The organism is bacterium, assembly GCA_035691305.1.
Taxonomy (GTDB): Bacteria; Sysuimicrobiota; Sysuimicrobiia; order Sysuimicrobiales; family Segetimicrobiaceae; genus DASSJF01.
Genome location: DASSJF010000043.1, coordinates 13,387 through 28,487 on the forward strand (window position 1 = coordinate 13,387; position 15,101 = coordinate 28,487).

Annotated in this window: 10 protein-coding genes and 1 riboswitch; of the genes, 5 read left to right on the forward strand and 5 right to left on the reverse strand. The window is 64.5% G+C overall.

Translation table 11 applies throughout. From position 1 onward, the window contains the following. Positions 1–146: 146 nt before the first annotated feature. From VFL28_08180 to VFL28_08190, 3 genes are all read right to left on the reverse strand, one after another. The gene (locus tag VFL28_08180) at positions 147–374 is read right to left on the reverse strand and encodes a glutaredoxin family protein (protein ID HET7264632.1); all 228 of its coding nucleotides are present in this window, start codon (positions 372–374) and stop codon (positions 147–149) included. A gap of 123 nt (positions 375–497) precedes the next feature. Continuing rightward, positions 498–1,160 carry an organomercurial lyase gene (gene merB, locus VFL28_08185; protein ID HET7264633.1) on the reverse strand — a complete coding sequence of 221 codons (663 nt, stop codon included), beginning with the start codon at positions 1,158–1,160 and terminating at the stop codon, positions 498–500. Between the two features lie 217 nt (positions 1,161–1,377). Continuing rightward, entirely contained in the window at positions 1,378–4,551 is a 3,174-nt protein-coding gene (locus VFL28_08190; protein HET7264634.1) for a glycosyl hydrolase, read from the reverse strand. A 147-nt stretch (positions 4,552–4,698) separates the two neighbouring features. Here VFL28_08190 and VFL28_08195 point away from each other — a divergent pair, with 147 nt between their 5' ends. Then, the gene (locus tag VFL28_08195) at positions 4,699–4,890 is read left to right on the forward strand and encodes a hypothetical protein (GenBank protein ID HET7264635.1); all 192 of its coding nucleotides are present in this window, start codon (positions 4,699–4,701) and stop codon (positions 4,888–4,890) included. Between the two features lie 162 nt (positions 4,891–5,052). On the opposite strand, the gene VFL28_08200 is transcribed toward VFL28_08195, so the two are convergent. Beyond that, a complete protein-coding gene (locus tag VFL28_08200; GenBank protein ID HET7264636.1) occupies positions 5,053–5,496 on the reverse strand; it encodes a hypothetical protein in 444 nt (147 codons plus the stop codon). Positions 5,497–5,637: 141 nt separating this feature from the next. Next, positions 5,638–5,719, reverse strand: a riboswitch (cyclic di-GMP riboswitch). A 67-nt stretch (positions 5,720–5,786) separates the two neighbouring features. After that, positions 5,787–6,071, reverse strand: coding sequence for a hypothetical protein (locus tag VFL28_08205; protein HET7264637.1), 285 nt, complete (start codon positions 6,069–6,071; stop codon positions 5,787–5,789). Positions 6,072–6,887: 816 nt separating this feature from the next. Here VFL28_08205 and VFL28_08210 point away from each other — a divergent pair. The 4 genes from VFL28_08210 (at position 6,888) to VFL28_08225 (ending at position 14,969) form a co-directional block, all read left to right on the forward strand. After that, positions 6,888–9,701, forward strand: coding sequence for an HD domain-containing phosphohydrolase (locus tag VFL28_08210; protein ID HET7264638.1), 2,814 nt, complete (start codon positions 6,888–6,890; stop codon positions 9,699–9,701). Between the two features lie 113 nt (positions 9,702–9,814). Beyond that, complete coding sequence (locus tag VFL28_08215; GenBank protein ID HET7264639.1) at positions 9,815–11,083, forward strand: P-loop NTPase; 1,269 nt, start codon at positions 9,815–9,817, stop codon at positions 11,081–11,083. 828 nt (positions 11,084–11,911) lie between these two features. Continuing rightward, entirely contained in the window at positions 11,912–13,003 is a 1,092-nt protein-coding gene (locus tag VFL28_08220; protein HET7264640.1) for a sialidase family protein, read from the forward strand. A 394-nt stretch (positions 13,004–13,397) separates the two neighbouring features. After that, complete coding sequence (locus VFL28_08225) at positions 13,398–14,969, forward strand: glycosyltransferase family 39 protein (protein HET7264641.1); 1,572 nt, start codon at positions 13,398–13,400, stop codon at positions 14,967–14,969. Positions 14,970–15,101 lie beyond the last annotated feature (132 nt).

Below are 15,101 nucleotides of genomic sequence, written 5' to 3' on the forward strand. Positions count from 1 at the left end.
GTCTTCGACCTGCCCGCGATTCCGGCGTGGTGCCGGTACTTCGCGCCGGGCGGCCCGCGCACATGCAACATGGTGGGCGCCGGCCTCTCAAACGACGACGGCGGCCGGACGCCGGATGGTCTAGCCGCCGTCTGTCCCGACCGCCCCTACTCGCCGCTCTTCATCCCGCCTCCGTGTGTCGTGAGGCCCAGCAGCGCCGTCAGTCGGTTGCGGTCGAAGCCAACTACGACCTCGCCGTCGATGACAGTGACCGGCGTCGTCGCGACGCCCAGCCGTTCCAATGCCGCCATCGCCGCCGGATCCTCGGCGACATTTTTCGTTTGGTACGGAATCCCATGCCCGGCGAGGAACTCCTCGACCTTCCGGCAGAAGATTCAACCCGGCTGGTTGAAGACCGTTACCGACCTCGCCATAGTGCGTCCGTCCCTCGCTTCAGCACCGGCGGGCGACGCGCGCGCCGAGACGACCGATGGTCAGCGCCCGTCCCCTCGCCGGATTCATCGTGCGGATTCGCCGACGAGCGCGTCACCAAAGTTGCGTGCATTCGTCAACCGCCCGAGGGCAAAGGCGTCCTCAAGCGACAGAAGGAACGTCCCGGGATGGCCGGCGGTCCAAGTCCGCCCGGTCTCCTCCGAACCGAAGAAGTGCACGAAATGGCAGAAGTTCGCGATCACGTTGCGATCGAGCGCCCGCTCCGGCACGAGGAAGGACACGACCGCGTCGGCGGGGTCGACCTCTTGGACGCGGTCGGGCGCCACGGTAAGTACGATCGGGCGCCGTGTGACCGGATCTCGCGACGCCACCTCGATCGTCCGGCCAAGGATCCGGGGGATGAACAGACTATCCCACGCGCACCAAGTGTAGAGCGTCCGGCCGTCCACCCGAAAGTGATGCGGAGGCATCTCGGCCACGGTGAGGCCGCCGAACCCCATCACGGCGCCGTCGCCGTCGAACAATACCGTGCGGCCGGCCAAGACGCCGGCAATCGCCGTCTGCGGCAGGTCGAGCAGTGTCGCGAGCCGCGCAAGCGGCACCGGCCGGCCCTTCGCCAGTTCGCGGTAGAGCGCGACCGCGACGCGGCGGCCGACGGGGCCAAAGTGGGGAACGGCGCCCACGAATTGCTCCGCGAGCTGCGTTACCGTCATGGCCGCGTGGGACATCTTCCCGTCTCTCTCTCGGATTTGTCCGTTTGCCGGCTTTATTCTAAACCTTAAACCTAACTTCGGGGTCAAGATGCGAAACCAGGACACCGTCGGCCACGTCTTCCGCCCGAACATGCCGTATGACACTGCGACAAGTCACGGCACGATGCGGGTCGACTTCACCGCCGAAGAGCCGCGCCTCACCGGGAGGCTGGAGAGCCTCGCCAGTCCACCCTCAGCCGCCTGAAGCCTCGACCGCCTGCGCAAGCGCCAAGCGGCTGACCGCGGCGACCTCGTTCTCGATGAGCCGCTCCGCTTTGTCGATCTCGACATCCACGCGTGCCATGATTGCCTTGGACACGGCCGCCGCCTGCTTCGTCGGCGCGGCATCGGCGAGCGAGACGGTGTTGAGGCAGTCCACGAGGGTGTCGTTGAGGCCGGCAGGATGGCGCAGCGTATCGCGGTCGGTCTCTCGGTGGACGTCTACGAGCACGCCCTCGACCGCCGAGAGTTGATCGGTCACGGCCCGCACTCGCGCGCCCAGGTCGCTCGCGGCGGAGGCAGACCCGCCCGTCAGCGTCGCCAGCCGCCGTTTCTCGCGGCGGATGCGGTTGACGATGGCGTTCACCTTGCCGAGCGCGGCCGTGAGCTCGCCCAGCAGGCCGAATTGCGCCCGGTAAGCCTCGGGCGTGGTCGACAGGCGCGGATCCTTTACGACTGAGAACTCGGCGGCCGTCGCGTTCGACCCGATCGCCAGTTCCACGCGGTACCGGCCGGGAACCACCGTGGGGCCGGCCGTCGGCTCAGAAGGCTCCGACAGCTGCGGGTTCCGCCGCGGAGCGAGACTCTGATCGATCTGTTCCGGCCCGGGGTACTTAAGGTCCCATACGAACCGGTTGAGTCCGGACCGGACCGAAGGACGCTTGGCGGCGGCGAGCGCGCTGTCGTCGCTGCGGAAGGACGCGATCGCAGCGCCCGACGCGTCGCGGAACGTGAGGGTCACCGGGCCGGACGCGCCGTCGTCGAGCCAATAATAGATGATCGCGCCGTTCGGCGGGTTCTCGCCGACGTCGAGATATTCGCGTCCGGTGGTCCCGTCGGGCTTGCGGAACGTCCGGATGCCGCCGCCGATGCCCATGCACACGGAAAACGCCGTGCCGGCCTGCTTCAGGCTGCGCTGCGCGCCGAAGTGGAGCTTCGTGCGAACCGTCGTGCGTGGCTCAAACAGGCGCGCGCCCGCCCGGCCGTCCGTCATACTACGAAGGGGTGTGATGTCGTCCAGGATCCAGAAGGAGCGGCCGTGCGTGCCGGCCACCAGGTCTTCCCCTTTGATCTTGAGGTCGTAGATCGGCACAACGGGCAGACCGCCGCCCACGCGCGTCCAGTTGCGCCCGTCGTTCAGGCTGAAGTAGAGGCCGGTCTCGGTGCCCGCGAACAGGAGGCCCTTGCGCACCGGGTCCGCCCGCACGACGCGGGTGATCTCGCCCTCCGGAAAGTCGCCGTTGATCGACTCGAAGCGCCGGCCGCCGTCGCTGCTACGGAAGAGGTACGGCCGGTAGTCCGCGAGCTTGTAGCGCGTCGCGGCGACGTAGACTGTGTCCGCATCCTGCGGCGAGATCTCGACGCACCCGACGTAGGCGAGCTCCGGCATGCCGCGCGGCGTGACGTTCTGCCAGGTCTTGCCGCCGTCGCGCGTCGCGTGCACGAGCCCGTCGTCGGTGGATGCCCAGATCTCGTCCGGCCGGTGGGGTGACGGCGTGACGCACGCACACGTCGCGTGCACCTCCGCCCCGGCGCCGTCGCGGGTGAGGCCGCCGGAATGGCCTTGCCGGCTCTTGTCGTTCAGGCTGAGGTCCGGCGAGATCTCCTCCCAGCTCATACCCTCGTCGCGGGTGCGGAACACATGGTTGCCGCCCGCGTAAAGCGTGCGGCTGTCGTGCGGCGAGAAGACGATCGGAAACGTCCAGGCGAAGCGGTAGCGCGTGTCCGTGGGAGCGACGCCGGTCGATTCCTCCGGCCAGACGTTGACCAGCTGGATCTGCCTCGTGTTGTGATCGTATCGCTGCAGCGCCCCGGCGCCGCCAGGGCTCGAGCCAACCGCGCCGACGTAGACGATGTTCGGATCGTCCGGCTTGACGGCGATGAACCCGCTCTCCCCGGTGCCGGGATAGGTGCAGTCGGCGAGGGTGATCGCCCCCCACACGGCGGCGCTCGGGACCGAGATAGAGCTGTTGTCCTGCTGCGTGCCGTAGACGCGATAAGGATACTGGTTGTCGATATCGAGCCGGTAGATCTGCGCGGTCGGCTGGTTGTACACCGACGACCAGGTCTCTCCGCCGTTCGTGCTGACGCAGGCGCCGCCGTCGTTGCCCTCGATCATCCGCTTCGGATCGTCGGGGTCGATCCAGAGGTCGTGGTTGTCGCCGTGCGGCGTTTGGATCTCCGTGAATCCTCTCCCGCCGTCGGTCGACTTCCATAGCGCCAAGTTCGCGACGTAGACCGTCTCGCCGTGACGCGGATCGGCGATGACGTGCGCATAGTACCAGGGCCGGTGCATGAGGTCGCGATTGGACGACACGAGCGTCCACGTCTCACCGTAGTCGTCCGACCGGTAGAGTCCCGTCTTCTCCTCTTCGGCCTCCGCGAGCAGCCAGACGCGTCCGGCGCGGGCCGGCGACGCCGCGATGCCCATCTTGCCGAGAACACCTGCCGGCAGCCCGGGGTACCGTGTGATGTCCGTCCAGGATTCCCCGCCGTCGGTGGAACGGAAGACGCCGCTGCCCGGCCCGCCGCTCGACAGGTTCCAGAAGCTCCGGCGCGTCTGCCAGAACGTCGCGAAGAGAATGCGCGGATTGTTCGGGTCGATGGCCAAATCGAGACAGCCCGAATCCGCGTCCCGGTACAGCATCTTGCGCCAGGTCGTCCCGCCGTCCTCGGAGCGAAAGACGCCGCGTTCTTCGTTGGGGCCGAAGATATCGCCGAGGGCAGCCACGTAGACGCGATCGGGATCGTGCGGGTGGATGCGGATGCGCTTGATGAACCGGGTCTCGCGCAGGCCGAGGTGCCCCCAGGTGCGGCCGGCATCGGTTGACTTGTACACGCCGTCGCCGTAGGACACATCGAGCCGGATCGAGGTTTCGCCCGTGCCGGCGTAGATGACGTTGGGGTCCGAGGGCGCGACGGCGAGCCCGCCGATCGACGCGGAGCTGAGATAGCCGTCCGTCACGCAGCGCCAGTACACGCCGGCATCGGTCGTCTTCCAGACGCCGCCGGCGCAGGCGCCGAAATAGAAGACGTTGCGGTCGCCGGGGTCGCCGGCGACCGCAACGACGCGGCCGGCGCGCGTGGGACCGATGCAGCGCCATTTGAGGGCGTCGAACTTCGGCGAAAAACCGGAGGGGGTGGCCATAGATAGTCATTTGGTGCCGGTCCGAAATTTCCATTCTCCACCCGGACGGCCGGCGATCCCGCCGGGCTGAAGGAAAACGGCCGGCGTGTTGATAATGTCGCTACTATCGCAGGCGGACGACAGCGGACCACACAGGGAGGGACAGGGATGGATTGGATTGAGACACTGTTTCATATTTCGCCCGACGGCGGCAGCGGCTCGCTGGAGGTCGGCATCGTCGCCGGCGCCGCGGTGGCGCTGGCCATGGTGATCGCGGGGGCCGTCGGGATCCGCGCAGCCGCGAAGCGCTGGGCCGCGCGTTCTGTGTCTCAGCCGAGGGAAGCACGCGGCGCCCGTTAAGCCGGGGCCGAAATTCGAGGCGGAAGGACAAGAAGACCCGCTCACGCGGAACCGAGAGGGTCTTCTCTATTTGGTACTACCCTTTTTCGATCACCGTCGTGCACACGACGAGGTGTCGGCTGGACCCACGATCGGGCTGAGCGCGACGGAGTACGCTGGCGCTCAACCTCGCCCGGATCGGGGCGAAAATCGTGTGCGTCCGGCTTCAACGTCACCCATGTGGGCCCCAACCCGATCCGCATGAAACACGGAGAACGGAGTTCTGCGAACGGTTACCTCGCAGTAGATGCGCTTGGGCGGCGCCTCGAAATAACGGACGAGTGCCGGGCACAGCCCGTCCATGCCTCCCCACCGATACCAGTGGCCCTCGGCGTCCTCACGCACCCACTCCAGGACAAACTGGTACCCGAGCGCGGGAAACTCGTGATCTCCGAAGGTCACCGTGAATGGCTGGCGCGGCTGCAACCCCGCGCGTCGAAGCACGTGATCGACGATTGCCGGCGCCCGCGTAATAAAGGGTTTCGCGCGAAGTCCTCTCTGAAAATCGTCGAACACCCACGCGCCATCGTACCAGTACGGCTTGATCCTCGTCGAAACGGTCCCCATCTCTGCCTCCGCCGCTCCGTCCCGCCCCTTCTTGCTATCGAGCGCCCGGCGCGGTCCTCGCGATTGGAACGTCTCTCCTCGCCCGCTGCTCCGGTCAACCCACCGTTTCGGCCCCGTGTACAAAAACAAGAACCCGGCCTCGTTCTCCGGCCGGGTTCGCCACTCGCTCCCCGCCGCCCAGGCGACCATCTACAGGCGACGGATCATCGTGTCCGGGTAGAGCCTACGTCGGGTGCCGCGTATATATACGCCGGCCATTCGGCCCGCGCAGGCCAAACCCTCTCGCGTAGCTACTTGTGCGGCTGCTGAGCGCCCCCAATTTGACTGAACAAGCCGCCGAGAAGGTCACCTACTGCGACGAGATCATAGTTGAGTGTGTCGATCCACTGTGACACCGGCGCATTGTGGTCACGCACCTGACTCGCAAAGCAGTAATCGCGCGTCAGCGATTGATCGATGTTGACGAGGCTTTGCGTACCGCCGCGCGATTGGCTGTGACAATACTCGGGAATGTAGGCGGTTTGCAGGATCAGCGCGAGCACAAGAATAGTGATGACGGTAGAAAATGGCTTCACGGGACCCTCGGTCGCGCCGTCATGCCTGTCCGATCTCATTGAACCGCCGGCCGCTTGGCGCGTCACGCGACGCTTTAGAACCACCGCGCACCCCGACGCAATGGCTACTCTCGTCTTCGAAGACAATGTTCGGCGGGTTAAGCGCTCATCCTTGCCCGTCCGGGAACTCGGCCGCCCGCCAATGCGCCCGCTTACGCTCCCCGGTGACCCTCTAGCACATCCGTCCTCAACAGCGTGAGCATGGCGTCTTTCCTCGGTTTGGTAATGTCCGAATGGGCGATGACAAACCCGATCATACAGCGCATGTGATCGAATCGAAGCAGCCGGCGGTCGCCATCCCTACAGAGCATCAGTTGGCTCGGCGGGTCGCCGGTAATGGGTTGTCGGCAGAAATCACAAATCATCTGACGCACTGTCAAATGAAGCAGCAATCGAGATGCGGGCACGCACGGGAAACCGTATGCCCAAGTCCTGGATGTCTCCGGACCAAACACCTCGCGCCGAAATGAATAGCCAGTTGGAGTGTTTACGGGACGCCGCCATATCCGGCGTCGGCCCCCACCGATGAGCCCAGCCATCGGCTTCCTCGGTAAAGAACCCCACGGGCAAGCGCCGTTCCCGAGTCTGAGAGGTCCGCCGGGGGGGCATCACCAAACGAGGAGGGCAACGGCCGCAGGCGGACACTGCCGCGCTCCGGTGCGGGGCCCGCGATACGCATGTCTCCGGGACCCGAGAGGACGTATGCCGGCAGACGCGCAGCTCGGAACCGAAACGATGACAAGCATGGCGGCCGCTGACGTGGAGCGGTACGTGAAGATGAGAGCGCGCCTCGTCGCGGCCAGCGAGGCGCTCGCGCGCGCCACCTCGGCAGAGTCCGCGGCCGCGGCGGCGGGATCTGCTCTCGTCAGTTTGACCGGGGCAGACCACGCCGCGGTGTTCTTTCGTTCGACGAACGGCGTCGTGACCTGCCCCTGGTATTACCACCTGTCGGAGGGGTACGTCCGCGAACTGATCACCCCGGAGGGCGAAAACCCGTGGATTCATTTGGTGCGCCATCCGGAGCTCGCCTGTATGGATCTGCCGAGGGGCGGCCACAAGCGCGCCCCGGCGCCGTGGCTCCTACCTGATGTCTGCGAGCTGCCCATCAGGTACGCCGTCCGTCGGCGGGTCCAGCGGGAGGGGATGCGGTCGATTTGCTCTTGGCCGCTCACTCGCGCGGGCCGGACGATCGGCGTGCTGGCGTATTACTACGATACACCGCACATCTCGTCGGTAACGGAGCAGGAGATCCTACGCGTCTTTGCGTCACAGGCGGCCATGGCCGTCGAGCATGGGATCACTGCGCGTGGGATTACGGCGCGAGCGCCTGACTGGTCCGCGGCGCGCGCCGAGACCCCGGTGCACAATCCGGTCAGATTGCGCGCGGGACTCGAGATCGAGGCGGTCCGGCTCGCAGAGACATTGCGGGAACAAGACCTCGGGGTTGAACGCCCCCCGCTGACGGACGAAGCAGGGCTGCTTCCGGCAGAATCCCGGCGACTGGCCGACGCCGGGGCGGTGCTTGCCGCCGAGCACGAGCGCCTGGCCGAGGCCCAGCGCGCGCTGCGGAGCGAGGCAGAGCAACTCACACAGGCGCGGCAGGCCCTCCACGCGGACGCCGCGCGCGTCGCGGCCCTCCAAGCGGAACTCACCGCGGAAGGCGCTCGGCTGACCGAGGCGCGCGGGGCGGTCGAGGAGGAGCAGGCGCGTCTGATCGCCCTCCGGCAAGACTGGGAAGGGCGTGAAGCGCACCTGGCCCAGGAGCGCGCTGCCCTGTCGTCGGAGCGGGCGCGCCTCGCCGCGGAGCACGAGCGCCTGGCCGACGCCCAGCGCGCGCTGCGGAGCGAGGCAGAACAGCTCACGCAGGCGCGGCAGACGCTCACCACCGACGCCGCGCGCGTCGCGGCCCTCCAGGCGGAACTCACCACAGGAGGCCTTCGGCTGACCGAGGCCCGCGAGCACCTGACCGTGGAGCGCACGCAACTGGCGGACCTCCAGGCCAAACTGGACGCGGCCGAAACCGTGCTGGACCGCGACCGCAAGTCGCTGGAAACCGAGGACGCACGAATCTTCGCAGCCCGGCAGGAACTGGAAGCCGCGCGGGCACAGATGCGCGAGGCCGACACGGCGCAGTCCGGTCTCGTCCTCTCCGAACAGCGGCGGCTCGCCGATGCCCGCCGGGCGGTTGAGGAGGAGCAGGCGCGTCTGATCGCCCTCCGGCACGAGTGTGAAGGCGGCGAGGCGCGCCTGGCCCAGGAGCGCGCCGCCTTGACGGCGGAGCGAGCGCGCCTCGCCGCCGAGCAGGCTTCGCACACAGCGGAGGTAGAACGCCTGGCGCAGGCCCAGCGCCAACTCGAAGGCGAGCGGGCGCAGTTGAGCGAGATCCATGAGGTCGGAAAGGACGAGCAGCTCCGGCTCGCCGCGGAACGGATGTCGCTTCAGACCGAGAACCGGCGACTGGCCGATGCCGAGGCGGCGCTCGCCGCCGAGCACGAGCGCCTGGCCGACGCCCAGCGCGCGCTGCGGAGCGAGACAGACCAGCTCACACATGCACGGCAGACGCTCGACGCCGACGCCGCCCGCGTCGCGGCCCTCCAGGCGGAACTCACCGCAGAAGGCGCCCGGCTGACCGAGACCCGCGAGCGCCTGAACGCGGAGCGCACGCAACTGAAGGACGTCCAGACCAAACTGGACGCGACCGAACCCGTGCTGGACCGCGCCCGCAGGTCGCCGGAGACGGAGAACGCACGAATCTCCGCCGCTCGGCAGGAACCGAAGGTTCCACAAGATCCGGCGGCCGAGGCGGACATCAAAAGATCGCAGCAATGGCGAAGCGAGAGACCCGCCGCTCCGGCGCCAAAGTCAGGCGAAGCGACCTATCGGACGCTCGTTCAGCGCATCGGCGCCCCGGAGGCGGAAGACGACGACAGGCAGATCGCCGTGGTGGCAGACCTGCTCGACGCGCGAAATGGGTGCGCCGAAGGCTACAGCAAGTGCCTTGTGGGATGGGTGGAAACTCTGGCGCGCGAGCTTTCCTGTTCCGAGTCGGATGTTCAGGCGGTACGCCGTGCGGCCCTGCTCCATGGTATCGGCACGATCGACGTGCCCGAGTCGACCTTGAGACTGTCTTCGGATGTGAACGCGGACGAACAGGCCATGCTCCGTGAGCAACCGGTCGTTGCCTTTCGAATGCTCAACGGCATCGTGTGGTTGCGTCCCGCCGCCGCGATTCTGCGCCGTCGCTTCGAGCGGTGGGACGGGACCGGCCATCCGGATCGGCTCCAGGAAAATGCGATTCCCCTCGGGGCGCGGATGCTGGCGGTCGTCGAAGCCTATGGGGCGATGGTCATGGGCCGTCCTGGGGCTCCGACATTGTCCTCTCGTGACGCGATCACCGGTCTCAAGCGCGGGGCCGGCACGCGGTTCGATCCCGCGATCGTCGGCGCGTTCTGCCAAATTATCAGGCGCGCTCGGGTGGGGCGGGTAGCCGCGCATGACAGTGTGGTAGCGCAGCTGAAAGACATGGCGACGAATGTCCGTAGACCGGCACCGATGAACCGAGAGGATGATCCGCCCCACGACTCTTGGTAGCCGCGCGTGGGGTGAGCGTTGAATCAAGAGTCTATGTCGTTGCGGTATTGGGCATACACATCTGGCTGTGCCCCACGGCGGGCCCGCGCATAGCTACGCCAGGGACGGACGGTATGACGCAACTGTTGCGGGTTCTAGTGGCGACCGCGGACGAGAACGCGCGTGCACTGATCATGCGCACGATCGCGGAGTGCCCGGGGCTTCGGGTAGTCGCTCAGGTAGCCACCGAGGAGGCGCTCCTCGAAACGGTCGAGCGCCGCCGGCCCCAACTGATCTTCCTCTCGACAGATCTCGCGGGCGGCGGGGGCCTTGATCTGGCCGGCACCCTCTCACGCAAATACCCGGGCCTTTTTGTCGCGATGTTGTCTTCCAACAAGGCGGCCGTGGAGATCTCACAGGGCGCCATGCGGGCCGGGGCCCGAGCGTGCCTGTTCGCTCCGTTGAGCGAGGTAGATGTCAGAGCGGCGGCCGACGCGGCGCGGGATACGGGAGAGGTCGTCCCCCAGCACCGAGGAGTGGTGTTTACCGTCATGTCGAGCAAAGGCGGCGTAGGGAAGAGCACCGTGGCCGCAAACTTGGCCATCGCGCTCAAGGAGGATGGGGGCAGCCGCGTCGCGCTCGTGGACGCGGATCTGCACTTTGGCGACGCGGCGATCCTGATGAACATCACGCCGAAGGTCACCGTCCACGATCTAGTCGCCAGCCTGGACACGGAAATTGCCGACCGCTTTCTAGCCAAGCATCCGAGCGGCGTTGAGGTCTTGGCCGCGCCGCTTCGGACCGAGCAGGCGGAGGTCATGTCTCCAGATCGGTTCCGTGACCTCCTCGGCATCCTCCAGGACGTGTACGACACGATCGTCGTCGATGCGAGCCTGTCCTCCCTCGACGCGATGGTCGCGGCGCTCGAAATGACCGATCTGGCCATCCTGGTGACGACGCTCGACGTGGTGACCCTGAAAGATGTTCGTCAAGTGCTCGATGTGCTCGACGACCTGCAGTTTCCCACGCAGAACCTGTTGCTGGTCGGCAACCGACACGATGGACGGGTCTCTCTCGACCCTCAGCAGGTTGAGAAGGCGATCGGGATGAAGTTCGCCGCCCTCCTGCCTCATGACCAAAGGGTCGCCCTGGCAGGGAATCGAGGGATGCCGATGCTCATGTCCGAGCCGCGGGCACTGTTCAGCCAGCGCGTCCGCGAACTGGCGAGGACGGCCGTCGCGGAGTTGGAGAGGAAGGACAACGGCCATGCGCGCGGGCCTGTCGGGGAGCGCAACCCGGATAACAATGTCGGTAGACAGTTGGGAAGCGTAGCACAGCGACTGCGGGGCATCGGTGAAATTCTACAGGATCGGGTCCACGGGTCCGGGCACGGGGCACGCTAGCCGCCCTCTTCTTCCCTAAACAAGGCAGGAACCCCCCGCGCCGCCCGTTTGACCGCAAGGCGCGGGCACATGATGCGACGTGGACCGGGCGCGGCGTGGCAGATACGCCCAAGGGTCTGGTTGCAGAGTTTAGCGAAAACGTAAGGGGCCTGCTCTCACTTGATGAACAGGCCCCCGCCGCCTTGCTTCGTTTCTTTGGTAGCGGGGGCAGGATTTGAACCTGCGACCTTCGGGTTATGAGCCCGATCGCCCCTGCCCGGAACGCCCTGCAATTCAAGGTGTTCGACAAGTCCGACTTTGACGCGGACCTTTGTGCGGACCCTCACCAACGGTAACTCGGTTCTCTTTCAGTAATGCTTTTACTCGTGTCCTGCCGTCTTCCCTTCCGGCTCAATCACCATGCCCTCAGCACACTGCTCAAAACCAATAACTTTGTCGCGCGCGTGTGGGTTCTAGACAGGAGCCCGTCTTGACGTTACAGCGCGGTACTCGATAGTAAGATGGTCGCATAGCAGAAGTGGAAAACGCCGCGGGCACGAGTTCGCTGCCGCTCGGGGTCTGCTCCGCTCGCCATAGCAGTGGACGTCGGCTGTTGGTAGCGTGGCAGGGATCTCTGCCCGACCCTAGCCGGCCACAAAACAGATTGAACGGCAGAAGTCTCCTGATGAGCCCCTGCTCATCTCCTGGCAAGCAGAAGCGGGTCGGTCTTTGTCGGTTTATTAATAGAGCAGTGATGTACGTCAGGGCTTAATTTTGCAGGACTGAGGTAATGAGTAACGAAAAACATTTGGACCGCAAAGGTTGTTCAGCCAGCACGGGAGGCTCATCATGGCCAACGTCTACGCATGGCTAAGCGGTGGTTCTGCTGGTTCAACGAACCCGGTCTACAAGACCACAGACGGATCTACTTGGTCATCTTTTCGCGGTGACGACGGGAGCAATACAGGCATCTCTTATTTTTGGATTGATGAATTCAACACTTTCCAAACGGCCGTCGAGGGCACAGGCGCTTCGCCTTGGTTCTACTACACCACGAATAATGGCGGTACGTGGACGAGCTTCGGGAGCGTTCCCCCTGTCGCGAATTTCGTCGGCATTCTTCCAGACGGTACGCTTCTTGGTTTCGGTGGCAGTAGCGGGGCACAGGCAGTTACGCGAAGCACCAATGGTGGCAGTAGCTGGTCTTCAGCATCCACATTACCGTCACAGTCCAGTTCCATGTCTTTGTCTCCTACTTTCATCCGGACTTCGAACGGCGACTTGTTTGTATTCGGCATTGACACGTCAGCCGGAACGACGCAGGTTTGGTCCTCTTCGAATAGTGGCTCGACATGGAGCCGGGTTTTCTCAGATGCGAATCGTTCGCACGCGGCGACCTGCAATCTTTCTTATCAGAAGACGTCGACCAACGATGTGTTATTGCTTGTCGTTTCGGGTAACAGCTTTACTCTGAGTCCGGGAATCTTCATGTGGCGATCAACTGACTTTGGCTCGACTTGGTCCAATGTATTCTCTGATACGGCGCAGCATGGCTCTCAGAACGCGCCATCCCTTATGGTCGGGGACCCCAACAATCCCGGCATTTGTAGCGACGGCTCATGGCTGGTAATGGGTTGCTATGCGAATGACTCTTTTAACGATACCACCGGCCTCGGATGGAGAAGCACTAATGATGGCTCAACTTGGAGTTCGGACAATAGCTCTGTCGTCCCATATACCGCGACAGCGGCTGGCAACAACCCGAACCTAGGGGCGTGGGGCGATACTGTCAGCGTGACGTGGGGCATTAGCCGCGGTAATAGTATCACGAACGCCGTCTATCGGAGCACGAATGGTGGCTCTACCTGGAGCCATTACACCACGTCGCCATTTAACACGTCGACCTATTCCATCCAGCGACTCTGGTCAGACTCCTTCTAGGAGACTTGCGGCAAACGATAGTTTGGGCGGTCCAGGCGGCTCTCTGCGACAGGTCCGCATCCATCGCGGCAGCGGCTCCCATCGCCTGCTGCGACCGGAGGAACATCGCGATTGCATCATTGAGATGGCCCCGGTCCGTGCTCGGGGCGAATACGGGCTTCACACGAGGATCCTGCGTCGAATCGCGTGACCGCAAGCGACGACCAACTGGCTCGACTGAAAGTGAAGCCGCGCGGGCATAATACGTCGGGCGCGCGCGCCGAGCGGGCGTTGCCGAAGCACTGTTGACGCCGGAAAGAGGATCACATCGGTGGGACAGAGCCCTGTCGTGAGACTGCCTAATCAAGCGACACCAGCCTTTCTGAACCGCAGTCAACAAGAGGCGGCTGAGAAGGTGCGGGAGTCGCACGAACACACCGCCGTTCTCGGCGTTATGATTCTTGCCGTTCTTTTGCGAGTCTGGCTGCTTGGCGTGCGCCCGATGTGGCTTGATGAAGCATACAGTCTCAATGTCGCGGCCAAGCCTGTGCGCGATATCGTTGCTTTTCTCCGCGTCAGCGACGTTCATCCAGTCGGGTACTATGCGCTTCTCTCTATCTGGATTCGATGGTTCGGGACCGGCCTCGCCGCGGCGCGGTTTCCATCGTTGGTCTGTGGACTAACAGCAGTTCTCCTGACGTGGCAGATTGGGCGGCGGCTTTTTTCCCCGGCCATCGGCGTGGTCGCGGCCACGCTGGTGGCATTGAATCCTTTTCAGATCATCGCAAGCAACGAGTTGCGAATGTATCCTTTGCTCGAAGTTCTCGTGCTTGCATCGACGTGGCTTCTGTATCGAGCTGCGCAAAGTTCGGGCCTGATGCGGTGGTGGCTTGCGTATGGTGTGAGCATTGCGCTCACAGCATATGTCAGTTATTACTCGCTCGTCCTTATTCCGGCCCAGGTGGCGTGGGTGTTGTTGTCACGACCGTCGCGCCGCTCGGTCGTGAACCTCGCAGCCGCCGGGGGCGTTGCGCTCGTCCTTTACCTGCCGTGGATCCCGTATGTGCTTGGAGTACCCGGCAGAGGCATAGCGGCACGCCTGCCGACGGGACTCGGTGATTTGATCAGCGTCCTTGCCACACAGACATACGGCGGCTATCTGTTCGGAAACGCGAACTACCAGACACTTGGTAGCACCGTGCCGTTCCCTTTTGATTTGGGCTTGGTGCTGCCATGGTGCGGCCTCCTGATGCTGGGCGCCGGCGCCCTCGGCCGGATCAACAGAGCGGGGCGGCAACTCGTCGGGCTGTCCTGGATGGGTCCGCTCGTGCTACTCTTAGCGGCTTCTCTCGTTCTCGGGAAAGCCGCGGCCTACCCGCGTCACCTGGTGTTCCTCGAGCCATTTGCCGCCTTGCTTCTTGCTGCCGGTATCGTGCAGCTACGTGCCTGGACGGCTACGCGCCCTCAAGCATGGACTGTGCTTCTCTGGATTTGCTGTGCCAGTGCGTTCGCATATCCCGCCGTCGCACAGGCTAATCCCGCGTACCGCTACTACCACTACGATCTCGCGGCAGCATATGTCAGAGCTCGCTATGCGGCAGCTGACGTAGTTGTGTACTTTCCCGCGGGAACGGATCTCCCGTTTCGCTACTATTTCAACCCGACAGGAGAGCAAATCGTGGTGCTACCTGACCGCCGCCAATGGTCTCGGGACGCCCTGCGACCCGCCGTCCTAAAGACAGCGAGGTTCGTGGCCGCCCATGGATTCGAGCACATTTGGCTCGTTTTCAGCGGCCCGTGGCCCAAAGGCAGCCTGAGCGATCTCGTTGAGGCGCTCGGTGAGAGGGGTTACCGGTGGAGTCCTGAGCAGAATTTCAGCCTGCTGTGGGTAATGGAACTCAATAACTCGAACCGCTCCGCTGCCGGGCCGCGGAATGATGCGTCTCCCGCCAATCACGATCATGCGATTCAGATAGTTGGACCGTAAAATGCGCGACGACGGTTATCGCGCCAAGCAAGGAAGAGGGACAGCCAAGCAGCCGTGAACACCTGGATCGTCCTGCCGGCTTTTAACGAGGCGGAGAATCTGCCGCTGCTACTTGAGGCAATCGCCGAGACC

What these genes read in the sequence shown, in the direction of transcription:
- merB (HET7264633.1), bottom strand. Translation starts at nt 1,160, where the DNA reads ATGTCCCACGCGGCCATGACGGTAACGCAGCTCGCGGAGCAATTCGTG.
- VFL28_08190 (HET7264634.1), bottom strand. Translation starts at nt 4,551, where the DNA reads ATGGCCACCCCCTCCGGTTTTTCGCCGAAGTTCGACGCCCTCAAATGG.
- VFL28_08195 (HET7264635.1), top strand. Translation starts at nt 4,699, where the DNA reads ATGGATTGGATTGAGACACTGTTTCATATTTCGCCCGACGGCGGCAGC.
- VFL28_08200 (HET7264636.1), bottom strand. Translation starts at nt 5,496, where the DNA reads ATGGGGACCGTTTCGACGAGGATCAAGCCGTACTGGTACGATGGCGCG.
- VFL28_08220 (HET7264640.1), top strand. Translation starts at nt 11,912, where the DNA reads ATGGCCAACGTCTACGCATGGCTAAGCGGTGGTTCTGCTGGTTCAACG.
- VFL28_08210 (HET7264638.1), top strand. Translation starts at nt 6,888, where the DNA reads ATGAGAGCGCGCCTCGTCGCGGCCAGCGAGGCGCTCGCGCGCGCCACC.
- VFL28_08215 (HET7264639.1), top strand. Translation starts at nt 9,815, where the DNA reads ATGACGCAACTGTTGCGGGTTCTAGTGGCGACCGCGGACGAGAACGCG.